This is a genomic window from Caulobacter sp. CCNWLW153 (assembly GCF_036889365.1).
GTDB lineage: Bacteria > Pseudomonadota > Alphaproteobacteria > Caulobacterales > Caulobacteraceae > Caulobacter > Caulobacter radicis.
On record NZ_JBAKFV010000010.1, the window covers coordinates 158,574 to 183,668 of the forward strand.

At 68.8% G+C, this 25,095-nt stretch carries 18 protein-coding genes; 5 read left to right on the top strand and 13 right to left on the bottom strand.

Annotated elements, in window-relative coordinates:
• Window positions 1-116: 116 nt before the first annotated feature.
• Entirely contained in the window at window positions 117-992 is an 876-nt protein-coding gene (locus V6S85_RS16570; protein WP_334349604.1) for an NAD-dependent epimerase/dehydratase family protein, read from the bottom strand.
• A 35-nt stretch (window positions 993-1,027) separates the two neighbouring features.
• On the opposite strand from V6S85_RS16570, the gene V6S85_RS16575 reads away from it, so the two are divergent.
• The 3 genes from V6S85_RS16575 to V6S85_RS16585 are packed head-to-tail and all read left to right on the top strand — an operon-like array spanning window position 1,028 to window position 2,884.
• Window positions 1,028-1,375: an MmcQ/YjbR family DNA-binding protein gene (locus V6S85_RS16575; protein WP_334349605.1), complete on the top strand. Its 348-nt coding sequence runs from the start codon at window positions 1,028-1,030 to the stop codon at window positions 1,373-1,375.
• Window positions 1,359-2,024: a Pr6Pr family membrane protein gene (locus tag V6S85_RS16580; RefSeq protein WP_334349606.1), complete on the top strand. Its 666-nt coding sequence runs from the start codon at window positions 1,359-1,361 to the stop codon at window positions 2,022-2,024. Before V6S85_RS16575 ends, V6S85_RS16580 begins: the two co-directional genes overlap by 17 nt.
• A gap of 20 nt (window positions 2,025-2,044) precedes the next feature.
• Entirely contained in the window at window positions 2,045-2,884 is an 840-nt protein-coding gene (locus V6S85_RS16585) for an aldo/keto reductase (RefSeq protein WP_334349607.1), read from the top strand.
• 198 nt (window positions 2,885-3,082) lie between these two features.
• Here V6S85_RS16585 and odhB read toward each other — a convergent pair whose 3' ends face one another.
• The 4 genes from odhB to sucC form a co-directional block, all read right to left on the bottom strand.
• Window positions 3,083-4,294, bottom strand: a complete 1,212-nt coding sequence (gene odhB / locus V6S85_RS16590) for a 2-oxoglutarate dehydrogenase complex dihydrolipoyllysine-residue succinyltransferase (protein WP_334349608.1) — start codon at window positions 4,292-4,294, stop codon at window positions 3,083-3,085.
• A gap of 107 nt (window positions 4,295-4,401) precedes the next feature.
• Window positions 4,402-7,365 carry a 2-oxoglutarate dehydrogenase E1 component gene (locus tag V6S85_RS16595; RefSeq protein ID WP_116563588.1) on the bottom strand — a complete coding sequence of 988 codons (2,964 nt, stop codon included), beginning with the start codon at window positions 7,363-7,365 and terminating at the stop codon, window positions 4,402-4,404.
• A gap of 274 nt (window positions 7,366-7,639) precedes the next feature.
• Window positions 7,640-8,524 (bottom strand): succinate--CoA ligase subunit alpha, encoded by an 885-nt coding sequence (gene sucD, locus V6S85_RS16600; RefSeq protein WP_058348626.1) that lies wholly within the window; start codon window positions 8,522-8,524, stop codon window positions 7,640-7,642.
• Window positions 8,525-8,526: 2 nt separating this feature from the next.
• Complete coding sequence (gene sucC / locus V6S85_RS16605) at window positions 8,527-9,726, bottom strand: ADP-forming succinate--CoA ligase subunit beta (protein ID WP_101716975.1); 1,200 nt, start codon at window positions 9,724-9,726, stop codon at window positions 8,527-8,529.
• Window positions 9,727-10,270: 544 nt separating this feature from the next.
• Here sucC and V6S85_RS16610 point away from each other — a divergent pair.
• The gene (locus tag V6S85_RS16610) at window positions 10,271-11,950 is read left to right on the top strand and encodes a methyl-accepting chemotaxis protein (RefSeq protein ID WP_334349609.1); all 1,680 of its coding nucleotides are present in this window, start codon (window positions 10,271-10,273) and stop codon (window positions 11,948-11,950) included.
• A gap of 57 nt (window positions 11,951-12,007) precedes the next feature.
• Here the strand turns inward: V6S85_RS16610 and V6S85_RS16615 are convergent, their stop codons facing one another.
• The 7 genes from V6S85_RS16615 to V6S85_RS16645 form a co-directional block, all read right to left on the bottom strand.
• Entirely contained in the window at window positions 12,008-15,364 is a 3,357-nt protein-coding gene (locus V6S85_RS16615; protein ID WP_334349610.1) for a glycosyltransferase, read from the bottom strand.
• A gap of 282 nt (window positions 15,365-15,646) precedes the next feature.
• A complete protein-coding gene (locus V6S85_RS16620; RefSeq protein WP_334349611.1) occupies window positions 15,647-16,972 on the bottom strand; it encodes a spinster family MFS transporter in 1,326 nt (441 codons plus the stop codon).
• 96 nt (window positions 16,973-17,068) lie between these two features.
• Entirely contained in the window at window positions 17,069-19,303 is a 2,235-nt protein-coding gene (locus tag V6S85_RS16625) for a TonB-dependent receptor (protein WP_334349612.1), read from the bottom strand.
• A 197-nt stretch (window positions 19,304-19,500) separates the two neighbouring features.
• Entirely contained in the window at window positions 19,501-20,199 is a 699-nt protein-coding gene (locus V6S85_RS16630) for a TetR/AcrR family transcriptional regulator (RefSeq protein WP_116563592.1), read from the bottom strand.
• Between the two features lie 92 nt (window positions 20,200-20,291).
• Window positions 20,292-21,743, bottom strand: a complete 1,452-nt coding sequence (locus V6S85_RS16635; RefSeq protein WP_334349614.1) for a carotenoid oxygenase family protein — start codon at window positions 21,741-21,743, stop codon at window positions 20,292-20,294.
• Between the two features lie 8 nt (window positions 21,744-21,751).
• A complete protein-coding gene (locus tag V6S85_RS16640) occupies window positions 21,752-22,222 on the bottom strand; it encodes a DUF2141 domain-containing protein (protein WP_334349616.1) in 471 nt (156 codons plus the stop codon).
• Window positions 22,223-22,275: 53 nt separating this feature from the next.
• Window positions 22,276-22,800 carry a DUF2306 domain-containing protein gene (locus tag V6S85_RS16645; RefSeq protein ID WP_431830612.1) on the bottom strand — a complete coding sequence of 175 codons (525 nt, stop codon included), beginning with the start codon at window positions 22,798-22,800 and terminating at the stop codon, window positions 22,276-22,278.
• A 138-nt stretch (window positions 22,801-22,938) separates the two neighbouring features.
• Here V6S85_RS16645 and V6S85_RS16650 point away from each other — a divergent pair, with 138 nt between their 5' ends.
• Entirely contained in the window at window positions 22,939-23,679 is a 741-nt protein-coding gene (locus V6S85_RS16650; RefSeq protein ID WP_334349618.1) for a LytTR family DNA-binding domain-containing protein, read from the top strand.
• Here the strand turns inward: V6S85_RS16650 and V6S85_RS16655 are convergent.
• Entirely contained in the window at window positions 23,676-25,064 is a 1,389-nt protein-coding gene (locus tag V6S85_RS16655) for an ankyrin repeat domain-containing protein (protein WP_334349619.1), read from the bottom strand. The two genes, V6S85_RS16650 and V6S85_RS16655, sit on opposite strands and share 4 nt — an antisense overlap.
• Window positions 25,065-25,095 lie beyond the last annotated feature (31 nt).

A 25,095-nucleotide genomic window follows, 5' to 3' on the forward strand; every position in this document is an offset into this window, starting at 1 on the left:
TCCTCCCCCTGAAGGGGGAGGTGGCCCGAAGGGCCGGAGGGGGAAGTGCTTGCTGACGCGCCGCTGAAACTTCCCCTCAGTCGCTTCGCGACAGCTCCCCCTTCAGGGGGAGCGCCTTAAAACCGAGGCCGGAAATCCCGCGGCGCCCACCCGAAATCCCTGACCGCGTCGGACGAGTCGAACACCAGGTCCTGGCTCATCCGCGCGCCCATGGCCGCCGTGGCGCCGGGAAAGAACGGCCGCGCCAGGGTCAGCAGCAGGGAAAACAGCCAAGGCGGCAGCACGAGGATCGCCGGTCGCCGGCCCAGGCCCTCGAACACCCGGCGGGCCATCTGGCGATAGGGCAGGGTCTCGCCGCCGACCAGGGCGTAGGCGCGGTCGAGGGCGGCGGGCGCGGCGGCGGCGGCGATCGCTCCGGCGGCCAGGTCGTCGGCATGGACCGGCTGGCGCAGGCCCTCGCCGGCCCCCGACAGCGGCAGCACCTTGAAGCGGCGGATAAGGCCGGCCAGGCGGCTGACATTGCCGTCGCGGCCCTCGGCGTAGATCAGGGTGGGCCGCAGGATGGTCCAGGCCACGCCTTGCTCCGAGCAGAAGGCCTCGACGGCGTCTTCCGCGTCGGCCAGGGCCTTGGCCACCACGCGCTCGGAAGCCTCGGGCGAGTCCTGCTTGGTGAAGCGGCTGGTCGAGGAGAAGGCCACCAGGCGCTTCATGCCCCGCGCCTTCAGCAGCGGCAGCACGGCCGGCAGCAGCCAGATCGGCGACAGCGAGAACACCGTGGCCGCGCCGGGCAGCTGTTCGGCCAGGTCGTCGCCCTTGAGGTCGGCGTCGATCCAGCAGGCGTCGCCGCTGGCCGAGAAGCCGTAGGGCGGCCGGCGCGACAGGCCCATGGGCTCGTGGCCGGCGGCCTGCAGCCGCTCCATCAGGAAGGTCCCGATCAGGCTGGTGGCCCCCAGCACGAGGATCGGCGTCTTCAGGGTGTTTTCCGCGCTCATGGTCCCTCTATAGTCGCGGGAGGGGAGCTTCGCCCATGCCCATCACCTATGACGAGGTCCGCGCCTTCGCCCTGGCCCTGCCGCTGGTCGCGGACGGGACGTCCTATGGCTATCCCTGCCTGAAGGCGAACGGCAAGTTCCTGACGAGGCTGAAGGAGGACGGCGACAGCCTGGTGCTGCCCGGCGTGCCGTTCGACGAGCGCGAGATGCTGATCGAGGCGGCGCCCGAGGCGTTCTATTTCACCGACCACTACCGGAACTATCCGACGGTGCTGGCGCGGCTGTCGGCGGCCGAGGCGGGGACGGTCAAGAGCCTGCTCGAGCGTCACTGGCGCGCCTGCGTGCCGAAGAAGGTCTCCAGGACCCATGACGCGCGGGCCTGATCCGTTGCGCGCCTGGCGCCTGCTCGCCGCCGCCGTCGTCTGGTTCGGCGTCGTGCTGCAATATGTCCTGATGGTGGCCGGCGAGGACGCGGCCCGGGCGGCGGTCTCGACCGTGCGGTTCTTCAGCTACTTCACCATCCTCAGCAACATCGCCGTCGGATTGGTGCTGGCCGCGCCGGCGCTGGCGCCAGGATCGCGGCTGGCGCTCTGGGCGCGGCGCGCGGGAACGCGGGTGGCGGTGGGCGTCTACATTGCCGTGACCGGCGCCATCTATCACTGGCTGCTGGCGGGGCTGTGGGACCCGAAGGGCTGGCAGCTGGTCGCCGACACCCTGCTGCACACGGCCGCGCCGCTGCTCTATCTCGCCGATCTGCTGGCTTTTCCGCCGCGCGAGGCCGCCCGCTGGAGCCAGGCCTGGAAGGCGCTGGCGTTCCCCGCCGCCTTCGGCGCCTGGACGCTGCTGCACGGGGCGATCTCGGGCTTCTATCCCTACCCGTTCCTCGACGTGGCCAAGCGCGGCTATCCCGCCGTGCTGGTGACCATGGTCGCGATGTCGGCCGGCTTCTACGCGCTCACGCTGCTGCTGACCGGCCTGCAGCACCTGCAACTTCGGCTGGCGAAGCGGGGCGGGGCGCCTATATCCGGCTGACCAGATTTCCGGAGCTTCCCATGTCGAACCCCACCCCCGGCGTCCGTTCGGGCGATGTCGAGATCCCCGCCATCGGCCTGGGCACCTACCAGCTGGAGAACGGCATGGCTCAGACCATGACCGAGAAGGCGCTGGAGCTCGGCTATCGGCATGTCGACACCGCCCAGATCTACGGCAACGAGCAGGACGTCGGCGCGGCGCTGGCGGCCACCGGCGTGGCTCGGGGCGAGATCTTCGTCACCACCAAGGTGTGGATCGACAAGTTCGCCGAGGGTGACTTGCAGCGCTCGGTCGACGAGAGCCTGAAGAAGCTGCGCGTCGACCAGGTCGACCTCCTGCTGCTGCATTGGCCCAAACCCAAGCCGGCCCTGGCCGAGACCATCGCCGCGCTCAACGCGGTGAAGGCCGACGGTCGCGCGCGGGCCATCGGCCTGTCGAACTTTCCCTCGGCGCTGATGGAGGAGGCCGCCGGCCTTTCCGAAGCCCCGCTGGCCACCAACCAGGTCGAGTACCACCCCTACCTGTCGCAGAAGACCCTGCGGGCCACGGCCGACAAGCTGGGCGCCTCGCTGACCGCCTGGTCGCCGCTGGCCCAGGGCAAGGTCGGCGACGATCCGGTGCTGAAGGCCATTGGCGACAAGTACGGCAAGACTCCGGGCCAGGTGACCCTGCGCTGGCAGGTGCAGCAGGGTGTGATCACCATCCCGCGCACCAAGAACCCGGCCCGCCTGGCCGAGAACTTCGCGATCTTCGATTTCGCCCTGACCGATGAAGAGATGGCGGCGGTCTACGGCCTGGCCCGTCCGGATGGTCGCATCGGCGACTGGATCGACGCGGCGTTCAGGTGGGACGCGGAATGAGGAACCTCCCCCTATGGGGGAGGAGACCGCGTAGCGGTCGGAGGGGGGCGTAGTCGGGAAATCGGCCGTCGTTTCGGGAGCTGAAAACGTCCCCCCACCGGCCTTCGGCCGCCTCCCCCAGAGGGGGAGGATCTTCTGATCAAAGAAAAAAGGGGCCGCTTTCGCGGCCCCTTTCCATGTCTCGAAAGACTGAAACCCTTACAGGTCCAGCAGCAGGCGCTGCGGGTCTTCCAGGGCTTCCTTGACCTTGACCAGGAAGGTCACGGCGCCGGCGCCGTCGACGACGCGGTGGTCGTACGACAGGGCCAGGTACATCATCGGGCGGATCTCGATCTTGCCGTTGATGACCATGGCGCGTTCCTTGATCGCGTGCATGCCCAGGATGCCCGACTGCGGCGCGTTCAGGATCGGGGTCGACATCAGCGAACCGTAGATGCCGCCGTTGGTGATCGTGAAGGTGCCGCCCTGCATGTCCTCGATGGCCAGGCCGCCGGTGCGGGCCTTCTTGCCGAGGTCGCCGATGGTCTTTTCGATCTCGGCCAGGTTCAGCGCGTCGGCGTCACGGACGACCGGAACCACCAGGCCCTTGTCGGTGCCGACGGCGACGCCGATGTCGTAGTGGTTCTTGTAGATGACGTCCTGGCCGTCGATCTCGGCGTTGACGTCCGGGATCGCCTTCAGCGCGGCCACGACGGCCTTGGTGAAGAAGGACATGAAGCCCAGCTTCACGCCGTGGCGCTTTTCGAACACGTCCTTGTACTGGGCGCGCAGGGCCATGACCGCGCTCATGTCGACCTCGTTGAAGGTCGTCAGCATGGCGGCCGTGTTCTGGGCTTCCTTCAGGCGACGGGCGATCGTCTGACGCAGGCGCGTCATCTTCACGCGCTCTTCGCGTTCGTGCAGGGCGCGCGGCGCGGCCGGAGCGGCGGCCGGCGCCGGGGCGCTGGCGCGGGCTTCCAGGGCGGCGAGCGCGTCGCCCTTGGTCACGCGGCCGTCCTTGCCGGTGCCGACGACCTTCGACAGGTCGAGGTTGTTCTCGGCGGCGACGCGGGCCGGGGCCGGGCTGACCGGAGCGGCGGCCGGAGCGGCCGGAGCGGCGGCGACCGGAGCCGGGGCGGGCGCCGGAGCAGCGGCCGGGGCCGGAGCGGCGGCGGCCGGAGCGGCCGAGGCGGTGGCGCCTTCGGTCACCACGCCCAGGACCGTGCCCGGAACCACGGTGGCGCCTTCCTCGGCGCTGATCGCGGCCAGGACGCCGTCGGCCGGCGAGACGACTTCGAGGCTGACCTTGTCGGTTTCCAGCTCGACGAGCAGCTCGTCCTTCTTCACGGCCTCCCCGGCCTTCTTGGTCCAGCGGGCGACCGTCGCTTCGGTGACGGATTCGCCCAGGGCGGGGGTCATGATGTCGGCCATGTCAGGTTCCGATGTCTCTTTGATCTGGCGGTCGGGGTCTAAACGAACTTAGGCCGCCGCGCCTATCGAACAAGTCCGAGGGCGCGGCGGCTTGAAGGTTGGTGCTCTTAGGCGAAGGCTTCGGTGAGGAAGGCTTCGAGCTCCTTGAGGTGGCGGCTCATCAGGCCGGCGGCGGTCGAGGCGCTCGCCGGACGGCCCACATAGCGGGCGCGCTTGGCCTTGATGTCCATCTTGTCGAGGGTCAGCTCGATCCACGGATCGACGAAGGTCCAGCCGCCCATGTTCTTCGGCTCTTCCTGGACCCACAGCAGCTCGGCGTTCTTGAAGCGGTTCAGGACGCCCATGACCGACTTCATCGGCCACGGATAGAACTGCTCCAGGCGCAGGATGTAGACGTCGTCGCGACCGGTCTTGGCGCGCTGGTCGATCAGGTCGAAGTAGACCTTGCCCGAGCACATGATGACGCGCTTGATCTGATCGTCGCTCTTCAGCGTGATCCCGCCGACGTCGCAGCCGGCTTCGGCGCCGTCCACCATCACGCGGTGGAAGGCGGTGCCTTCGGCCAGGTCGCTCAGGTTCGAGACGGCGCGCTTGTGGCGCAGCAGGCTCTTGGGCGACATCACGATCAGCGGCTTGCGGTACTCACGGTGCATCTGGCGACGCAGGGCGTGGAAGTAGTTGGCCGGCGTGGTGCAGTTGACGACCTGCATGTTGTCTTCCGCGCACGACTGCAGGAAGCGCTCGAGGCGGGCCGAGCTGTGCTCGGGGCCCTGGCCTTCGTAGCCGTGCGGCAGCAGCATCACGAGACCGCTCATGCGCAGCCACTTGCGCTCGCCCGAGCTGATGAACTGGTCGATCACCACCTGGGCGCCGTTCACGAAGTCGCCGAACTGGCCTTCCCACAGGGTCAGGGTGTTCGGGTCGGCCAGCGAGAAGCCGTACTCGAAGCCCAGCACCGCCTCTTCCGACAGGGCCGAGTCGATGACTTCGTAGTTGGCCTGGCCGGGGCGGATGTTGTTCAGCGGCGTATAGTGCTCTTCGGTCTTCTGGTCGATGACGTCGGAGTGGCGCTGGGTGAAGGTGCCGCGGACCGAGTCCTGGCCCGACAGGCGAACGGGGAAGCCTTCGTCGAGCAGGGTGGCGAAGGCCATGTGCTCGGCGGCGCCCCAGTCGAGGCCTTCGCCCTTGGTGAAGGCGTCACGACGGTTCTCGATCGCGCGGCGCACGGTCTTGTGGGCGTCGATGCGTTCCGGGATGGCCGTGATCTTGGCGGCCAGTTCCTGCAGCTTGGCGAGCGGAACGTCGGTCTTGCCGCGGCGCTCTTCGTCGCCCGGCTGGGCCAGGCCCTTCCACTTGCCGTCCAGCCAGTCGGCCTTGTTGGCCTTGTAGCTCTTGCCGGACTCGAATTCCTTGTCGAGGAAGGTCTCGAACTCGCCGACCCAGGCGTCGGACTCGGCCTGGCTGATCTGGCCTTCGGCGATCAGGCGGTTGGCGTACAGTTCGCGCGTCGAGGGGTGGCCCTTGATCTTCGCGTACATCAGCGGCGACGTCATGGTCGGATCGTCGCCTTCGTTGTGACCGAAGCGACGGTAGCAGACCATGTCGATGACCACGTCCTTGCCGAACATCTGGCGATATTCGGTGGCGACCTTGGCCGCGAACACCACGGCTTCGGGGTCGTCGCCGTTCACGTGGAAGATCGGGGCCTCGACCATCAGCGCCATGTCGCTGGGGTAGGGCGAGCTGCGCGAGTAGCGCGGGCTGGTCGTGAAGCCGATCTGGTTGTTGACGATGAAGTGGATGGTGCCGCCCGTGCGGTAGCCCTTCAGGCCCGACAGGGTGAAGCACTCGGCCACGACGCCCTGGCCGGCGAAGGCCGCGTCGCCGTGCAGCAGCAGCGGCAGCACGTGGCCGCGACCGGCGTCCGGGGTCTCGCGCAGCAGGAAGGCCTGCTTGGCGCGGGCCTTGCCGATGACGACCGGGTTGACGATTTCCAGGTGCGACGGGTTGGCCGTCAGCGACAGGTGGACCTTGTTGTCGTCGAACTCACGGTCCGACGAAGCGCCCATGTGGTACTTCACGTCGCCCGAACCCTCGACGTCCGAGGGGACCGACGAGCCGCCTTGGAACTCGTGGAAGATCACGTGGTAGGGCTTGCCCATCACGGCGGCCAGCACGTTCAGGCGGCCGCGGTGCGGCATGCCCAGGACGATGTCCTTCACGCCCAGCGCGCCGCCGCGCTTGATGATCTGCTCCATGGCCGGGACCATGGCTTCGCCGCCGTCGAGGCCGAAGCGCTTGGTGCCGGGGAAACGCTTGTGCAGGAAGCGCTCGAAGCCCTCGGCCTCGACCAGCTTCTTGAGGATGGCGACCTTGCCCTCCTTGGAGAACACGATCTCCTTGTCGCGGCCTTCGATGCGCTCCTGCAGCCAGGCCTTCTCGGCCGGGTCGGAGATGTGCATGTACTGGACGCCGACATTGCCGCAGTAGGTGCGGCGCAGGATCGACAGGATCTCGCGGATCGTGGCGGTCTCCAGACCCAGCACGAAGTCGAGGAAGATCGGACGGTCGTAGTCGGCCTCGGCGAAGCCGTAGGTCGCCGGATCCAGCTCGCTGGCGTCCTTGGCGGGGTCCAGGCCCAGCGGGTCGAGGTTGGCGGCGAGGTGGCCGCGCATCCGGTAGGCCCGGATCATCATGATGGCGCGCAGGCTGTCCAGCGTGGCGGCGCGGACGGCTTCGGCGGAGGCGCCGGGGGCCTTGCCCTCGACCGCCTTGGCGATCTTGGCTTCGACGGCGGGGGCGACGCTGGCCCACTGGCCGTCGAGCGCGGAGAGCCAGTCGGGGCGGGCGGCGGGGACGCTCTTGGGCGTCCAGGCCGGGTCCTTGGCGGCGCGCTTGACCTGATCGGCCTGCTCGGCCAGCGAGGAGAAGAAGGCGTTCCAAGAGGGCTCGACCGACCCGGGGTTCTCCGCCCACTGGGCGTAGAGGTCCTCAACGAATGCGGCGTTCGCGCCGTAGAGGAAGGAGGTCTCGGTCAAGACCTGATTGATGATGCCTGCGTCGTCCGCCATCGTCTTCGCCTCGATGCTCGCCCGCCGAGGCCATCCGGCGGGATCACGAGCTCGTTTCAAACATGAAGCGCGACGACCGGTTGGCCGCTATCCATTTTCGGCCGCTGCGCTTCGGATCCGTTTACGGGACCGGTTAGACACCGGTCCCGTAAATATAGTCTCTCAATCACCCGTCGCCCGCGCCGTGCGGCGGGGCCCAGGTGATTTTTTCGGATCGTCGACTGGCGGTCGCAAAAAACCTGGGCCCCGCGCAGGGCGGGGTTTCGGTAGTCTTTTAGCCCTTGAGGACTTCGAGCAGGGTCTCGCCCAGCTTCGCCGGCGACGGCGAGACGCGGATGCCCGCTTCTTCCATCGCAGCGATCTTGTCCTCGGCGCCGCCCTTGCCGCCCGAGATGATGGCGCCGGCGTGACCCATGTGACGGCCCGGAGGAGCCGTGCGACCGGCGATGAAGCCGACCATGGGCTTCTTGCGGCCGCGCTTGGCTTCGTCCTTCAGGAACTGAGCCGCTTCTTCTTCGGCCGAGCCGCCGATCTCACCGATCATGACGATCGACTTGGTGGCTTCGTCGGCCAGGAACAGTTCCAGCACGTCGATGAACTCGGTGCCCTTGACCGGGTCGCCGCCGATGCCGACGGCCGTGGTCTGGCCCAGGCCCGCGTTGGTGGTCTGGAACACGGCTTCGTAGGTCAGGGTGCCCGAACGCGACACGACGCCGACCGAGCCTTCCGAGAAGATCGAACCCGGCATGATGCCGATCTTGCACTGGTTCGGCGTCAGGACGCCCGGGCAGTTCGGGCCGATCAGGCGCGACTTGGAGCCTTGCAGGGCCTTCTTCACGCGCACCATGTCCAGCACCGGGATGCCTTCGGTGATGCAGACGATCAGCGGGATCTCGGCGTCGATGGCTTCCAGGATCGAGTCGGCCGCGAAGGGCGGCGGGACGTAGATCACCGAGGCGTCGGCGCCGGTGGCTTCCTTGGCTTCGCCGACAGTGTCGAACACCGGCAGGCCGATGTGCGTCTGGCCGCCCTTACCCGGGGTGACGCCGCCGACCATCTTGGTGCCGTAGGCGATGGCTTGTTCCGAGTGGAACGTGCCCTGGGCGCCGGTGAAGCCCTGGGTGATGACCTTGGTTTCAGAACCGATGAGGATCGACATGATTAGCGAGCACCCTTCACGGCCGCGACGATCTTCTCGGCGCCGTCAGACAGATCGTTGGCGGCGATGACGTTCAGGCCGCTTTCCGAGATGATTTTCTTACCCAGTTCGACGTTGGTGCCTTCCAGGCGAACGACGAGCGGAACCGTCAGGCCGACTTCCTTCACGGCGGCGATGACGCCTTCCGCGATGATGTCGCAGCGCATGATGCCGCCGAAGATGTTGACCAGGATGCCCTTCACGGCCGGATCGGCGGTGATGATCTTGAAGGCCGCGGTGACCTTCTCCTTGGAAGCGCCGCCGCCGACATCGAGGAAGTTGGCCGGCTCGGCGCCGTACAGCTTGATGATGTCCATGGTGGCCATGGCGAGACCAGCGCCGTTGACCATGCAGCCGATTTCGCCGTCGAGGGCGATGTAGGCCAGGTCATACTTCGAGGCTTCGATTTCCTTGGGGTCTTCTTCGCTCTCGTCGCGCAGCGCGCGGATGTCCGGGTGACGGAACAGCGAGTTGCCGTCGAACGACAGCTTGGCGTCCAGGACGCGCAGGTGGTCGTCGGCGGTGACGATCAGCGGGTTGATCTCCAGCATCGCCATGTCCTTGGCCAGGAACGCCGTGTAGAGCTGCGTCAGCAGCACGGCGGCTTCCTTGGCCAGGCCGCCGGTCAGGCCCAGGGCCTTGGCCAGCGCGCGCTGGTGGGTCGGCCACACGCCGGTGGCGGGGTCGATCGAGAACGAGTGGATCTTCTCCGGCGTGGCGTGGGCCACGTCTTCGATGTCCATGCCGCCTTCGGTCGAGGCGACCACCGAAACCATCGAGGTTTCACGGTCGACCAGCAGCGACAGGTAGAATTCCTTGGCGATCGCGGCGCCTTCCTCGATGTAGAGGCGGTTCACCTGCTTGCCCTTGGGGCCGGTCTGGTGCGTCACCAGCACGCGGCCGAGCATTTCGGCGGCGTTGGTCTTGACGTCTTCGACCGACTTGACGACGCGGACGCCGCCCTTGGCGTCGGGGCCGAGGCCCTCGAACTTGCCCTTGCCGCGGCCGCCGGCGTGGATCTGGCTCTTCACGACGAAGACCGGACCGCCCAGCTTCTCGGCGGCGGCGACGGCTTCGTCGACGGTGAACGCCGCGAAGCCACGCGGGACGGGGGCGCCGAACTCCGCGAGGACGGCTTTGGCTTGATGCTCGTGAATGTTCATGAGGGGACCGGTCTTCCGCGACGGTTCTTGAATGTGGCGGCGTTATAGGAGCGTGATTTCGCAGGCGCAACCGCACTTGGACGATAAGGCGCCCCCATATTTTCGATCCGTTGTCCGAACGGACAACGGCGCCGCCTTCCTGGGCCGAACGATCGAAAAGCCTGATCTTTTGGCAAATCGTCCACAGCCCCTGGCTGGCAAGGCGTTGAGGGCTGGGCGAAGGTCGAGATAACGATGTTAGCGCTCACTTCAATCGCGAGGCGGGGCGGTTTGTGCGCTGCGATTGTGCAGCTTTCGCCGCGGGAGCGCATTTGCCGCACTTCGTGACGAAGTATTGCTGCGGTCGCCGACCGCCGTGCGGCGAGCGTCGAAAAAACAACGACTTAGATACGATACATTTTGTGCAAAATCGGAAAACCGGGGCACGATATACTCGGCGCGACCTTCCGCCTTGAAAGTATCAATCATTTATTGACCGTCCCGAAGCTTCTCCTTGCTGGACGCTTTCTGGGTGAAACCCCGGATCGGCATTGGAAGGGCTTCCATGTTCAACCGCTCGCAAGTTCAGGCCGCCCTGACCCTCTCGGCCCTCGACCGGTCGCTGGCGACCATCGAGTTCGATCCGAAGGGCCGGATCCTGACCGCGAACGCGAACTTCTGCTCGGCCATGGGCTACGACCTGGCCGAGATCGTCGGGCAGCACCACAGCCTGTTCGTCGAGCCCGACTATGCCGCCAGCAGCGACTACGCGGCCTTCTGGGCCAAGCTCGGTCGCGGCGAATTCGACGCCCGCGAGTACCTGCGGGTGGGCAAGGGCGGCCGCGAGGTATGGATCCAGGCCTCGTACAATCCGATCCGCAACGCGCGCGGCGCGGTGACCCGGATCGTCAAGATCGCCACCGACATCACCGAGCAGAAGCGCCGCGCCGCCGAGCAGCACGGCAAGATGGAGGCCATCGGCCGGGCCCAGGCGGTGATCGAGTTCACCCCGGCCGGCGAGATCCTGACCGCCAACCAGAACTTCCTCGACGCCCTGGGCTATTCGCTGGGCGAGATCCAGGGCCGCCATCACCGGATGTTCGTCGAGCCGGCCGAGGCTGATGCGCCCGGCTACGCGGCCTTCTGGGCCAGGCTGAACGCCGGCGAGTTCGTCGCCGCCGAGTTCAAGCGCCTGGGCAAGGGCGGCCGCGAGGTGTGGATCCAGGCCTCGTACAACCCGATCTTCGACCACAAGCGCCGCATCGCCAAGGTCGTGAAGTTCGCCACCGTGGTCACCGGCCGGGTCGAGGCCGTCAACGCCATCGCCACGGGGCTGGACCAGTTGGCCCGCAACAACCTGACCTACCGCATCGAAAAGCCGGTCGACCCGCAGTTCGCCAAGGTGCGCGAGGACTTCAACAGCGCCATGTCGTCGCTGGACGGCGCCATGGGCGTGGTGGCCTCGGCCACCCAGAGCGTCGGGGCCGGCGCGCAGGAGATCTCGATCGCCGCCGACGACCTGTCGCGCCGCACCGAGATCCAGGCCTCGAACCTGGAGGAGGCGGCCGCCGCCCTCGACCAGATCACCGCCACCGTCAACCGCAGCGCCGAGGGCGCGCGCGAGGTTTCGCAGGTGGCCTCGGCCGCCCGCATCGACGCCACCCGCTCGGGCGAGATCGTCGGCGAGGCCGTCGCCGCCATGGGCGAGATCGAGGAAAGCTCGGGCAAGATCACCAGCATCATCGGGGTGATCGACGAGATCGCCTTCCAGACCAACCTTCTGGCCCTGAACGCCGGGGTCGAGGCGGCTCGGGCCGGCGACGCGGGCAAAGGCTTCGCGGTCGTCGCCTCCGAGGTGCGGGCGCTCGCCCAGCGCTCGGCCGAGGCGGCCAAGGAGATCAAGGCCCTGATCGCCAGGAGCACCTCGCAGGTCGGCCGCGGCGTGCGGCTGGTCGGCGAGACCGGCGAGGCCCTGGCCACCATCGTCGACAAGGTTGGCAAGATCGACGGCCTGATCCTGGAGATCGCCCAATCCTCGCGCGAGCAGGCCACGGGCCTCTCTGAGGTCAACACCGCCGTCAACCGCATGGACGAGGTGACCCAGCGCAACTCGGCCATGGTCGAGGAAGCCACCGTCGCCTCGGCCAGCCTGAAGCTGGAGGCCGGCGAGCTGGCCCAGCTGGTGTCGAGGTTCGAGGTCAGCGCCGGCGGGACGGTGAAGCAAGCCGCGAGGCGGCGGGCGTAAACCCAAAACCTCTCCCTCTGGGAGAGGTTTTTCAGGGATGGGGAGGGCTTTGCATCTTCACTTCACCGCCACGGTCGCGCGGCGCTCCAGCTTGCCCCAGCCGACCCGGCCGCCACGTACGGCGGTGAGCACCGACTTGACGACCACGTAGTACATCAACTGGCGGTAGCCGAAGCGCTGCACCGGCAGGTAGGGCAGGTCCGCCCACGGCGCGCGCTTCTCCAGGGCCATGCCCAGGGCGCCGGCCGACAGGTCGACGAGAATGAACACCGCCCAGTAGAGCAGGCCGCGCACCATGTCGTCGGGCCGCCATTCCAGCGGGTGGGCGAGCGCGGCGTAGAGGCCCGAGACCAGGCTCCAGATCACCGCCAGGTCCACCAGCGGCGCGGCCACGGCCAGCAGGATCTGGAACAGCCAGATCTGCGGCAGGGCCACGAAGCCCAGCACCGGGGTCTTGGGATTGAACAGCGCCGCGCGGTGCTTCCACACGCATTGCAGGGTGCCGAACGACCAGCGGAAGCGCTGCTTGAGCAGGCCTGACACGGTGTCGGGAGCCTCGGTATAGGCGCGGGCGGCCGGGTCGAAGGCCACCTTCCAGCCGGCGCGTTGGCAGGCGATGGTCAGGTCCTGGTCCTCGGCCAGGGTGTCGGAGGGATAGCCGCCCAGGGCGTCGAGCACGCTCTTGCGCCAGGCCCCGACGGCGCCCGGCACCACGGTCACCGCGCCCAGGGCCGCCAGCGCCCGCCGCTCCAGGTTCTGGGCGGTGACATATTCCAGGGCCTGCCAGCGGGTGACGATGTTGAGGCGGTTGCCGACGATGGCGTTGCCGGCCACCGCGCCGATCTTCGGGTCGGCGAACCAGCGCACCAGACGGCCGATGGTCGAGGTGGGGAACTGGGTGTCGGCGTCCAGGGCCACGACGTACTCGCCCCTGGCCACGGCCAGGCCCCGGTTGACGGCCCGCGCCTTGCCGCCGTTCTCGAACGACAGCAGGGTCACGCGCGGATCGCCCGCGAAGTGGTCGCGCACCTCCTGGGCCGTGCGGTCCTTGGAGCCGTCGTCGAGGACCAGCACCTCGATGTTCTTCCAGTCGCTCTCCAGGATGCGCGCCACCGAGGCGGCGATCACCTTCTCCTCGTTGAAGCAGGGGATCAGCACGCTGACCAACGGACCGGCGGCGGGGTCGAGGTCGTCGGGCGTGCGCTCGGTCGCCTTGTGGACGAGGGCCAGGCAGGCCAGGAAGACGAGGCGCGCGACACCCAGCGCGATCGCGGTGATGAACAGCCCGACCAGCAGGGCGTTCAGCCCGCGGAAGAAACCGAAGCCCAGGCGGTCCAGCGCCAGGCCCACCGGGTCGCGTTCGCTCTTGGGCATCACCTGCTCGGGGGTCATGCCGGCCAGTTCGCCGATGGTGACGAGGCGATAGCCGCGGGCGCGGATGCCGTCGATCAGGCCGGGCAGGGCCTTGATGGTGTTCTCGCGATTGCCGCCGGCGTCGTGCAGCAGCACCACCTGGCCGGGATTGGCGCCCGGATGGTCGAGCCGGTCGAGCGCGCGGTCGATAATCACCTGCGGCGGCGGCTTCTGCCAGTCGTCGGTGTCGATCCGCAGGCCGACGATCAGGTAGCCGAGGGTCTGGGCGATCACCAGGGGATCGACCTCGCGCGGGGTCGAGGGCTCGGCGTCGCCGAAGAACGGCGGCCGGAACAGGCGCATCGAGCGGCCGGTGACCACCTCGAACAGGCGCTGGGTGGCGTTCAGCTCGACCTGGGTCTGGGGCAGTGGCGTCTCGCCGATATTGGGGTGGGTCCAGGTGTGGCCGCCAACGTCGTGACCCTCGCGGATCTCGCGCTCCACCAGGCCCGGATGCTTCTGCATGTTCTGGCCGATGACGAAGAAGGTCGCCGGCGCGTTCTTGGCCTTGAGGATGTCGAGGATCTTCGGCGTCCAGCGCGGGTCGGGGCCGTCGTCGAAGGTCAGGGCCACCAGGCCCGGCTTCTGGCCGTAGCGCTCGATGACGTAGGAGCTGGGCAGGACGTCGTAGGTCTCGCCCGAGATCAGGCCGGTGTCGGGGTCGAACTCCAGGGAGCGCTTGCCGGGCGTGGGCAGGGACGAGACGCGCAGCACCTCGCCGCCGCCGTCGAAGTCGACGCTCTGGCCGGCCGGGATGCGGGCGAGGTTGGCGGCCGTCCCCTTGCCGTAGGGCTGGCCCAGCACGCTCCACACGCCCGGATCCTCGCCGCCCATGCGCCACAGACCGTAGCCGCGCGGCCGGAACGGGTCGGTGGCCTTGATCTGGTTGAACAGGGTGGCCGCGTCGAGGAACCACACGACGTGCTTGTCGCCGTTGTCGGCGGCGTAGGCGTAGGTGGGGTTGAGGGCGTCGTCGTCCATGCGGATGTCGGCGCCGGCGTCCTGGGCGTTGCGGATGGCCTCGTGGAAGGTGGCCGCGTCGCCGCTCGCCGCCGTCCCGTCCGGCTTCAGCGTCCAGTCGTAGCCGTAGGCGCCGAGCGCCAGCACGGTGCGGGCCGGGTCGAGGGTGGAAAAGCGCTTGTCGAGCTCGGCCTCGTACCAGTCCTGGCCGGCGTTGGGGCCGGGATCGCCGCCGCCGTAGTGCTGGTCGTAGGCCATCAGCACGATGGTGTCGGCCGACTGCTGCAGGCGCTTGAGCGGCCAGCCCTGCTCGTCGAAGGGCGCGGTGACCCAGACCTCGCGGCCCGAGGCCTTGAAGGCGGCGCGGGCCTCGTCCAGCAGCAGCGGATAGTTGGCCAGACCCTTGGGCGACAGGGCCTCCAGGTCGAAGATGTAGCCGCCGAAGCCGCGCCGCTGGGCCAGGGAAACCAGGTTGTCGATCAGCGCCTTGCGGGCGGCCGGGTCGGCCAGCAGGGCGTCGGCCATCGGACCGTTGAACTTTGCATCGGCCGAGTTGTGGACCAGCGGCAGCACGGTCGGGTGATTGGGCGCGGCGGCGATGCGGGCCGTGCCGACCGGATCGTCGTCGACCGAGATCTGGCCCTTGGGGCCGTTCAGCGCCACCCACTGCGGCGAGACCACGTCGAGGCCGGCGATGTGCCGGCGCAGGGACTCGCGGCTGTCCTCGTCCCAGGGCACGTAGAAGCCGACGCTGAGCGGCTTGGCCGCGCCGATGGCGGCCGGCGTCTTGGGGGCGGGCAGGCGGCGCCAGGCCGGCGGCTTGGCTGGCTTGAGGCGATGGACCGTCTCCTCGTGCAGCGCCGACAGCACGTGCGGGTCCTTCAGCGTCACGGCCGGCAGGCGCGGGGCGAAGGCCAGGGTGGCCAGGAAGCCGGCGACGATCGCCGCCACCAGCGACAGGGCTATGCCCGCCGCCAGGGTGAACCGGCGCCGCCGCTTGCCGGTGGGATCATGGAAGATGTGCCGATCGTCGCCGCTCATCGCGCCGTGCCCCGTTCATACCGCTGATAACACGGTTTCGGCGGCGCAATGATCCTCGATCATGTCCGAACGGTGGCGCTTGAACGGCCTTGAAGCGACTGCGACTTTTTGGCGGGGGATCGCCTCTTCTTCCCGTCATTCCCGCCCGTGTGGCGGGAAACCCTCTGTCAGCCGCAAGGGCGAGTGGGGCGGATCGCTGGCGATCCGCGGCGCTTCACTTGCGGGCGGAACCAGGGGGTCCCGCCACAAGGGCGGGAATGACGGGAGGTGAGGGGATGAAGGCTAGTCCACCCAGTCCTTGTCCAGCCGCTTGCTGGCCAGGAAGAACAGGCCGGCGGCCACCAGGTAGAAGGCCATGCCGGTATAGATCGACCAGCGCAGCGACTCCGCGCCGAACACCGGCTTCAAGAGGTCGGAGACCAGGCCGAAATAGTAGATGCCGACGGCGATGCCCAAGAGGTTGTTGATCAGCAGGAACAGGGCCGAGGCGGTGGTGCGCATCGGGGCCGGGGCCAGGTGCTGGACGGCGGCGGTGATGGGGCCCAGCCAGGCCAGGTTCAGGCCTGTGGGGATCAGGAAGATCAGGAAGGCGGCGGTCATCGCGCCGGTGCGGCCCAGGCCTCCGAACAGCGCGCCGCTGTTCATGGCCAGCAGGAAGCAGGGCACCGAGATCAGGAAGGCGATGGCGGGCGTGATCGGGTAGCCCGACTTGGACTTGGCGCCCAGCTTGTCGGCCACGACGCCGCCCAGCCAGATGCCCAGCAGGCCGCCGAACAGGGCGATGCCCGAATAGTACCAGGCAGTCTGCGACAGGGTCAGGCCCAGGCTGCGCATGAAGAAGCTGGGCAGCCAGGCGGCGACGCCGTAGCCGCACACCGACGAGGCGGCCGCACCGAACGACAGCAGCCAGAACGACGGCTTGGCGGCCAGCAGGCGCACCGCGTCGCCGAACGGCGGGACAGGGGCCGGCGCGGGCGGCGGGGCGCCCTGGACGCGGTCGGCGCCGCCGCGCGGCGGGTCCTTGACGATCGCGCGGAAGATCGGGGCCAGCACCACGCCCAGCAGGCCCACGACGATGAAGGCCGTACGCCAGCCGTAGGTCGCGGCCAGGAGGCCGCCGACCAGGGTGCCCAGGCCCGAGCCCAGCGGGATGCCGAAGGCGTAGGCGGCCAGGGCGCGGGCCCGCTGGCTCTTGGGGAAGTAGTCGGAGATCAGCGAATAGGCCGGGGCCACGCCGCCGGCCTCGCCGATGCCCACGCCCATGCGCGAGAAGAACAGCTGCCAGAACCCGCCGGCGAAGCCGCACAGGGCGGTGAAGCCGCTCCAGACGGTGAGGGCCGCGGTCATGATCCACACGCGGCTGAAGCGGTCGGCGAGCCAGGCGATCGGAATGGCCAGGGTGGTGTAGAGCAGGGCGAAGGCTAGGCCGCCCATCAGGCCGAACTGGCCGTCGGTGAGGCCAAACTCGTCCTTGATCGGCTTGGCCAGGATCCCGAGGATCTGCCGGTCGAGGAAGTTCAGGGTGTAGACGAGGATCAGCGTGGCCAGCACCACGTAGCGATAGCTCGGGGCCGGCGCGGCCTCGTCAGGTTTGTGACCGTCGTCCATCGCCATGCCCCCAGGGAATCAAACTCGGCTTTTGTGCAGCCCGGATAAGAAAAGGGCGACGGCCTGTTGCAGCAAGCCGTCGCCCGAGGCGTTCGCCTAGAACTTCACTTCGAACGACGCCGTCACCGTGCGGGGCGGGCCGTAGAAGGCGCTGACGGAGTTGCCGTAGAACACGGCCGCCGACTGCGGGAAGTTGTAGCCGCCGATGCGATAGCGCTCGTCGCCGAGGTTCTTGCCGGTCAGGGCGGCCTTGTAGCGGCCTTGCGCCGAGGTCCAGATCAGGCTGGCGTCATAGAGCCAGTAGGACCCCTGATCGAGCGCCGAGGGGATCTCGAACATGTGGTAGGACGAACGGTACGAGGCCGTCGGGGTGAAGGTGATCGAGCCGTTGTCGCCCAGGTCGTGGCTGAAGTTCAGGCCGAAGTTGCCGGTCCACTTCGGCGTGTTCTGGAACACCCGCGAATTGGAGAAGTCGCGCACCACCGGCGGCGTCGAGGTCAGGTCCAGCGCCTTGTACTCGTCGAACTCGGCCTTGATGTAGCCCAGCGAGACGTTGGCGCTGACCCAATGAGCCAGCTTGGCGATGCCTTCGACCTCGAAGCCCGACATGTGGGCGCGGCCGACGTTCAGCACCTGGCTGGCGATCGAGGCGCTGACCGGGGTCTGCTGGGTGACCTGCATGTCCTTGTACTTGGAGTAGAACACCGCGGTGTTCAGGCTCAGGCGACGGTCGAAGAAGTAGCCCTTCAGGCCGCCTTCGAACGAGTCGACGGTCTCGGGCTCGTAGCCGTCGGCCGAGTTGGGCGTCAGGATCTGGTCGGAGCGCATGTCGAAGCCGCCCGACTTGAAGCCCTGGCTGTAGGAGACATAGGCGTTCAGGTCGTCGCTGATCTCGTACTTGGCGCTGAGGCGCGGGGTGAACTTCGAGAAGGTCTTCTTGTTGGTGAAGCTCGAGCGCAGCAGGCCGGGCACGGCGGCGTTGTTGCCGAACAGCGGGCTGCGGATGCCCGTGAAGTTCTGGCGATAGACGCGGCCGTACTTCTCGTCGCGGGTCATGCGGCCGCCGACCGAGACCGACAGGCGCTCGGTCAGGTCGTAGCTGACGTCGGCGAAGGCCGAATAGCTCTCGGTGTCGACATTGCCGGCGGTGGCGATGGTCGTGTTGATCTGGCTGACCACGGTGTCGAAGGCGCCGGCGGCGGTGGCGTTCATGTAGTAGACGCCGGCCACGCCCTGCCAGCGGTCGCCGGTGAACAGCGCCTGGAATTCCTGGCTGAACTGGTGGTCGTTGTAGCGGCCGGGGATGTCGAGATAGGCGCCCGGCAGTTCGTCGAAGTCGATGGTGCCTTCGGTGTTGCCCGAGCGGTAGGCGGTGATCGACTTGACGGTGATCAGGTCGTTGATCGTCCACTGGCCCAGCAGCGACACGCCGCTGTTCTCGACGCGGTTGGTGTCGCCCGAGCCGGCGCGGGTGTCATACACGTCGGACAGCACCTCGCCGCCGGGGATCGGCTGGCCCAGCACGTTCAGGGCCTGCACCTCGCGGTGGCCATGGCGCGGGTTCGACTTGTCGCGGGTGGTGTCGGCCGACAGCCGGAAGAACAGCGCGTCGGTGGGCGTGTATTCGACGCTGACGCGGCCGGTGGCGACGTCCTTGTCGTAGTGCTCGGCGCCGGTGTTGAGGTTCTTGCCGTAGCCGTCGTGGTCGAAGCTGGCGGCGGCGAAGCTGACCGCCAGCTTGTCGCCGATCGGCGCCTTGGCCGAGACCAGGAAGTCGCGCTGGTCGTAGCTGCCCAGCGAGGCCTTCAGGCGCAGTTCCGGATCCGGACCGATCTTGCGGGTCACGTACTTCACCGCGCCGCCGATGGTGTTGCGGCCGTAGAGCGTGCCCTGCGGGCCGCGCAGCACTTCGATGCGCTCGATGTCGAACACGTCGAGCACCGCGCCCTGCGGGCGGGCGATGTAGACGTCGTCGACATAGAGGCCCACGCCCGGCTCGAAGCCCCACAGCGGGTCCTGCTGGCCGACGCCGCGGATGAACGAGATCAGGGTCGAGTTGGAGCCGCGCGCCACCTGCAGGGTCAGGTTGGGGGTCGACTGCTGAAGGCTGGTGATGTCCGAGGCGCCCATGCGCTCCAGCGCGGCGGCGCCATAGGCCGAGACGGCCACCGGCACGTCCTTCAGGGTCTCTTCGCGCCGGCGGGCGGTGACGACCACCTCTTCGACGCCGACGCCTTGCTCCGTCGTCGCCTGTTCCTGTGCAACCGCGAGATTGCTCGCGGCGCCCCACGCCGCGCCAGCCAGCAGCGCAGCCTTCCACATCGTTTTCATGGACAGCCCCTCTTATCTAGATGCGTTTCGTCCCTCACGCTGGCCGGGCCGTCTTGAGCAGCCTCGTTTCCAGCGTTTCCCGCACGATTTCACCGTCGCGGGAATTCGACTTCACTGTCACCTAGGTTGAGGAAATGCGCCAGTCTTTTTTCACCAAGTGGTGAAAAGTGTAATCCGAGGGCGGAGGGTCGCTTGCGTCAGGCCTTGCCGGACCTGGCCACGACCGCCTCGAAACCGGCGGCGCAGTAGGCGAACAGGCGCGCGCGCACGGCCTCCAGGTCGCTGGAATGGCACAGGCCCTCCGACAGCGAGTCGATGCGGCCGGTCTCCGACAGGGCCAGCATCATCGAGCCGGTCAGGAACTGGTAGCACCAGTAGAGGTCGCGATACTCAGCGTCGGGACGGACGACCTTCAGCGTGTCGACCAACTGGTGCACGACCGGGTCGAAGAACCGGGCCATGGTCTCGCCGCCCCAGACGGGGGTGTTGTTCACCTGGGCGACCAGGGCGAAATAGCTCTTCCAGCCGCCGCCGCCCTCCTGCGAGATGCGCAGCAGGGGATCGATGAAGGCGGTGATCACGCCCTCCACCGTCATGCGCGCGCCGAAGGTCTCCACATAGGCGTTCATCGAGACGCTGCGGGCCTGGTTGAGGATCTCGGCCCGGCGCAGGAACACCGCGTCGAACAGCTCGCGCTTGGCGCCGAAATAGTAGTGGATCAGGGCGGTGTCGACGCCGGCCTCGGCGGCCACCTGCCGGGTGGTCACGCCGTGGAAGCCATGGCGCGCGAACAGGCCCTCGGCGGAGTCGAGGATGGTCTCCTTCAGGTCCAGGCCCGTGGCCTTGGAAGGACGGCCCCGCCCGCCGGAACGGGCGCGGGTCTTGGCGGCGGTCATGTGGAAAGGACCCATCCGTGAACAGCGTTGTTCCTCGGATAGGCCCGCTTCCGGCGCCGTGGCAAGAGCGGGGCCGTTCCGACGGCGTCGGTTCAAGCCGTGAAAATCCCGTGGAATCCCAGCGGCAAGGCCGTGTTCGCCCGCCAGGTGACCAGCGGCCCGTCGGCCACGCGGCGGGCGTCGAAGGCGTGCAGCTCGCTGGCCTGGGCGTCGAGATCGAGGCTGCTGCCGACCAGCCAGCCGTCGAATTCCTCGCTCGACCCGGGGCGGGGCACGAAGACCATCTCCTCGACCAGCTGGCGGCGGCCGAAGGCGAAGGTCTGCTCGCGGCCGGTCTTCCAGTCTCGCACCGCCACGCCGTGGAACACCGGCTTGCCTGGCTCTCCGATCGCGGCATGGACGCTGTAGCGGCGGGCGCGTCCGGCGAACCGCTCGTCCGAGCGCGGGAACTCGGCGATGCTGTCGAAGCGGGTCAGCTGCGCCTTGCCGTCGGCGTGCAGGGCCACCAGCGCCAGGCGCGGCGGGGCGACGTTCTTGAACGGCACGCCGCGCAGCAGCTGCTCGCCGGCCGAGGCCGTGCCGCGCGGATCGTCGTCGACGCAGGCGTCGAAGCGGATCGTCCCGCCGGCGTCCTCCCAGGCGTCGCCCAGATGGAAGAAGAAGAACGGCGGCAGCTCGAAGGTCCGGCGGCGGGTCAGGTCGGCCTTGTCGAGCACCACCACCTGGGTCCCCAGCTCGGGCCGCCAGGCCATGCTGGAGATGTAGGGCATCTCCAGCCGCTCCTGGATCCACGGCTGCAGCACGATCACCAGGTGACGCTCGGTGGCGGTGAAGTCGTGGATGTAGCTGGCGCGCGGCAGGACCACGACCTGGGCGTCCTCCAGCGCCCCGTCGGGGGCCAGGCGCCAGACGATGGCGTGCTTGCCCGCCAGGCCCAGGTTCCAGGTCCGGCCGTCCGGCTCGCGGCGCGGATGGGCCAGGAACGGCATGGCCTTTAGGTCTGGCCGCAGGGTCTTGAAGCCCTTGGTCTCCAGCGTGACGGGGTCCAGCGCGCAGGGCGAGCCGGCCTCCCACAGCGCCCACAGCTCGCCGCCGGCCATCATCACCGAGGTGTTGGCGCCGTTGGCGTCGTCGGGACCGCCCAGGGCCGCGCCGGGGCCGGCCCTGGTGCCGAAGCCCGGCGTGACCATGGCGTTCGCCGCCGTGTTGGCGCGGCGCTTGGGGGTGTCGACGAAGCGGGCGGCGAGGCTGGCCTGGCCGTCCTGGATCGACCAGCGCCGCACCAGCCCCTCGCCGTCGAACCAGTGGCCGGCCGAGCCGCCAGGGCGGCGGAACTTGGCCGGGCCGTTGCGGATCAGCGCGCCTGACAGCTCGGCCGGGGCCTTGCCGCGCAGGCGGGTCAGGCGGGCCGGGGCGATGTCGGCCTCCACGTCGCGGAAGGCCAGGGTCCAGTCGGCGGCCCCGGCGGCGAACACGGTCTCGGGGCTGAGCACGGCGGCGGCGCCGGTCAGGCCGGCGGCGCGGAGAAAGGCGCGGCGATCCATCGAAGTCCTCAGCGCAGGGTCAGGGCCTGGGCGTTCTCGCCCGGCGCGACGGCGAAGGCGGCGGCCTCGAAGGACGGCGGGCCCATGTTGACCTTGGCGTCGTTGGAGAAGCCGTACGGCTCGACCGGCAGGCCGAAGGGGTTGGTCCCCAGGCGCCCGTCGCCGTCGACGTCGTGGAAGGCGCGGATGGCGTAGGTCCCGGCGGGCAGGTCGAGGCGGACGGCCGGCGCGGCCTCGGCGGCGGGGACGGTCACCGAGGTCACGGCCTTGCCGCCCTTCCAGGCCTGGGCGCTGTCGTAGACGGCCACCTGCAGCACGCCGGTGTGGGCCTTCAGCGCCGGGAAGGTCACCACCAGGCTGGCGTCGGCCTGGGGCGCGGCGGCGGCGGGCGGGGCGGCCACGACCGGGATGTCCTGGCAGAGGCCGACGGCCGGAACGGCGAGCAGGGCGGCGCAGGCCAGGAGCGGGAGAAGACGCATGGAAAGGGTCCTTGGAAAACGGGAATGGAAGAGACTGTGCAACGACAACGCGCTCAGCCGAAGAACACCCGCCACAGCAGGCGGCCGGGCAGGAAGGTGAAGGCGCCGGCGATCAGCAGGCCGCCGACGAACAGGCCGGTCATGAAGCGCCGGTGCATGTGGATGTTGTGGCGGCGAGCAGCGTAGACGGCCATCGGCAGGGCCACGATGGTCCAGCCCGACAACAGGTGGATCCAGCTCATGGCGCCGTGGTTCATCTCGCGGATGAACAGCGAGCTGACCGCCGTGGCGGCCATGGCGACGACCCAGGTCCAGCCCAGGGCGCGGTGCAGGCGCGTGCCCTTGACCCCGACCATCAGCACCGTGCCGATCGCCAGCGCCGTCAGGGCGGCGGCGACGTGGATCTGGATCTTCACCGGCGCGGCCGCCACCAGCGACAGGTTCGGCAGGTGGACGCCGGCGCGCAGCATCATGACCGGAGCCGCGACGATCGCCGTGGCGACGAGCACGCCGGCCACGCCCTTGCGCCGGAAGCGGCGGGCGGCGGCGTCATGCATTGACAGGCTGGTCTGCGACATCTTGATCTCCGGGCGGCGGTGGGGTGCGTCGCCGTTGCAGGATCGATAGGAGCCGACGGGGCCGTGTCTCAATCGCCGTTACGTGAGCAGCCGGCTCCGCTTCGCCAATCGCCGCCGCCCGCCGTTTACGCTTCGCGAATGGCGGCCCTGGCGGCGCGCCACGGACGCGGCGTGGTGGTGGCGGGGATCGCCGGCCTGTTCCTGGCCTTCGCCGGCGCGTTCGGCACCGGCGCCGCTCCGCTGTGGATCCGGCTCGTCTACTGGCTGGTGCTGTGCTGGTCGGGCGCGGCGGCCGGGGCGGCCGTGGGCGGGATCGTCCAGAACAGCGGCCTGACCGAGCGCCGGCCGTTCGTCGGCGGCGCGGTCATCACCCTGGGCGTGGCCCTGCCCGGCACGCTGTACGTCTGGGCGATGTCGAGCCTGATGTTCGGCGCCCTGCCGAAGCTGGAAAACCTGCGGCAGTTCTTCCTGCCGGTGCTGGCAGTCACCGCGGCGATCACGGCCCTGAACTTCCTGGTCGCCCGCAAGCCGGTCGAGACCCACGCGGCCGCCCCCGAGGCGGCGCCGCCGCGCTTTCTCGATCGCCTGCCGGCCAAGCTGAGGAACGCGACCCTCTACGCCGTCGAAGCCCAGGACCACTATCTGCGCTTGCACACCTCCAAGGGCGAGGACCTGATCCTGATGCGCCTCTCGGACGCCATCGCCGAGCTGGAGGGCATAGAGGGCGCCCAGACCCACCGCTCGTGGTGGGTGGCCCGCGCGGCGGTGGTCGACGCCAAACGCGGCGACGGCCGCGCCGTGCTGACCCTGGCCGGCGGCGCCGAGGCTCCCGTCAGCCGCGCCTACGCCAAGGCCCTGCGCGAGGCGGGCTGGTTCTAGGCGGCGCGTCCCCGCCGCTGCGCCAGCAGCGCCTGCAGCCGTGTCCAGCCCTTGCGGGCCGCCTCGGCGTCGATCGAGCCCTCGGCCGGCGCGCCGCTCGGCGCTGGCCCGATGTCAGCGCCGCCCCGCACCAGCGTGATGGCCATATCCTCGCTTTCCGCCGCCCGCAGTGGTTTTAGGCCCTGGAGGTCGCTGGCGTTGGGATCGGCGCCCCGCTTGATGAGAAGCTGAGCGACCGCCGGCGAATAGGCTTCATGCAGGGGCGTGCGCCCCAGGACGTTGCGCGCGTTCGGAGGCGCGCCGTGATCGAGCAAGAGTTTCGCCACGGCCAGCGCCCGCTCTTCGGAGTACGAAGCCTTGCAGCGGAAGGCGTCAGACGGGATCGAAGCAAGGTCGAAGCGCGCGCCCGAAGCAAGCAGGGCGCGCAGAATCTCGGGTTGGCACGAGATCGCGGCGTCGACCACGAGGTCCACACGCTGCGCCGTGGCGACACCCTCGAGGGCGCCGGCCGAGACCAGGATCTTGGTCATGTCGAGGCGGTCCGAGGAAACGGCCATCTCCAGCGGCGTCTTCGTGCCGGGATCGTATTGATAGGCGCGGGCAGGGCGGTCGATTGGAAAGCCCGCGGCGATCAGCGCCTGCATGCTCTCGGGCGAAAGCGTCCCGGCCGCCTGGACGACCAGTCTCTGGCCGCCGACGGAACGCGGATCGATCCCTTCCTCGCGAAAGACGTCGATCGTCCTCGCATCGGCCGTCAGCCATCGGCGAGCCGGTACGAGCTTGTCGACGCCCGCGGCGATCTCCCCGAAAGGCTCGGGCGCGTCCGGGCGGATCAGCTCCCAGCCGAACGAATCCACGCACTTCTGGTGCGGGCCGGCGTGCAGGCAGATGGTGCTCCGCAGGTCGCCGCCGAGCCAGGTGCTGTAGCGCGGTTTCAGCCGGCGAAAGCGGGACTCGTCGATCATGGCGAAAAGGTCGGCCACCGCCTGGGGGCTGGTCGGATGGACGCGCCGGCCGGGCAGCAGCACCTCGGGGCCGCCTTCGAATATGGCCCGGCCGTCGCGATGGATCTCGATCCTGTAGTCGGCGGTCGGATCTTTCCTGGATACATGGGAAAGAACGACCATCTGGGGCCTGTCGAGGCCGTCGGGCGGCGGCCTGTTCCGCGCCCATTTGATCAGCAGGAAGGCGGCGGTGATCCCGATCGCCAACGCAAGGCTGAGGAGCGCGGCGCGTACGATCGGATCGCCGAGCGCAGCGGTCATGAAGTTGGCCGATCTCGGCCTCGTATGGTCCTGTTTCACGCCGCCCCCGGTGGATCGGGGCAGAGAACCGCCAATGCCGCAGCTTTGCAATCCCGACGCTGCGTGTCTCGCCAGCGTCATGGCGGCGTGCGGAGGGCAAACAAAAAGGGCG

What these genes read in the sequence shown, in the direction of transcription:
- V6S85_RS16650 (WP_334349618.1), top strand. Translation starts at nt 22,939, where the DNA reads ATGGCGGCCCTGGCGGCGCGCCACGGACGCGGCGTGGTGGTGGCGGGG.
- V6S85_RS16645 (WP_431830612.1), bottom strand. Translation starts at nt 22,800, where the DNA reads ATGTCGCAGACCAGCCTGTCAATGCATGACGCCGCCGCCCGCCGCTTC.
- odhB (WP_334349608.1), bottom strand. Translation starts at nt 4,294, where the DNA reads ATGGCCGACATCATGACCCCCGCCCTGGGCGAATCCGTCACCGAAGCG.
- V6S85_RS16610 (WP_334349609.1), top strand. Translation starts at nt 10,271, where the DNA reads ATGTTCAACCGCTCGCAAGTTCAGGCCGCCCTGACCCTCTCGGCCCTC.
- V6S85_RS16620 (WP_334349611.1), bottom strand. Translation starts at nt 16,972, where the DNA reads ATGGACGACGGTCACAAACCTGACGAGGCCGCGCCGGCCCCGAGCTAT.
- V6S85_RS16595 (WP_116563588.1), bottom strand. Translation starts at nt 7,365, where the DNA reads ATGGCGGACGACGCAGGCATCATCAATCAGGTCTTGACCGAGACCTCC.
- sucD (WP_058348626.1), bottom strand. Translation starts at nt 8,524, where the DNA reads ATGTCGATCCTCATCGGTTCTGAAACCAAGGTCATCACCCAGGGCTTC.
- V6S85_RS16625 (WP_334349612.1), bottom strand. Translation starts at nt 19,303, where the DNA reads ATGAAAACGATGTGGAAGGCTGCGCTGCTGGCTGGCGCGGCGTGGGGC.
- V6S85_RS16570 (WP_334349604.1), bottom strand. Translation starts at nt 992, where the DNA reads ATGAGCGCGGAAAACACCCTGAAGACGCCGATCCTCGTGCTGGGGGCC.
- V6S85_RS16635 (WP_334349614.1), bottom strand. Translation starts at nt 21,743, where the DNA reads ATGGATCGCCGCGCCTTTCTCCGCGCCGCCGGCCTGACCGGCGCCGCC.
- V6S85_RS16640 (WP_334349616.1), bottom strand. Translation starts at nt 22,222, where the DNA reads ATGCGTCTTCTCCCGCTCCTGGCCTGCGCCGCCCTGCTCGCCGTTCCG.
- V6S85_RS16585 (WP_334349607.1), top strand. Translation starts at nt 2,045, where the DNA reads ATGTCGAACCCCACCCCCGGCGTCCGTTCGGGCGATGTCGAGATCCCC.
- V6S85_RS16655 (WP_334349619.1), bottom strand. Translation starts at nt 25,064, where the DNA reads ATGACGCTGGCGAGACACGCAGCGTCGGGATTGCAAAGCTGCGGCATT.
- V6S85_RS16630 (WP_116563592.1), bottom strand. Translation starts at nt 20,199, where the DNA reads ATGACCGCCGCCAAGACCCGCGCCCGTTCCGGCGGGCGGGGCCGTCCT.
- sucC (WP_101716975.1), bottom strand. Translation starts at nt 9,726, where the DNA reads ATGAACATTCACGAGCATCAAGCCAAAGCCGTCCTCGCGGAGTTCGGC.
- V6S85_RS16580 (WP_334349606.1), top strand. Translation starts at nt 1,359, where the DNA reads ATGACGCGCGGGCCTGATCCGTTGCGCGCCTGGCGCCTGCTCGCCGCC.
- V6S85_RS16575 (WP_334349605.1), top strand. Translation starts at nt 1,028, where the DNA reads ATGCCCATCACCTATGACGAGGTCCGCGCCTTCGCCCTGGCCCTGCCG.
- V6S85_RS16615 (WP_334349610.1), bottom strand. Translation starts at nt 15,364, where the DNA reads ATGAGCGGCGACGATCGGCACATCTTCCATGATCCCACCGGCAAGCGG.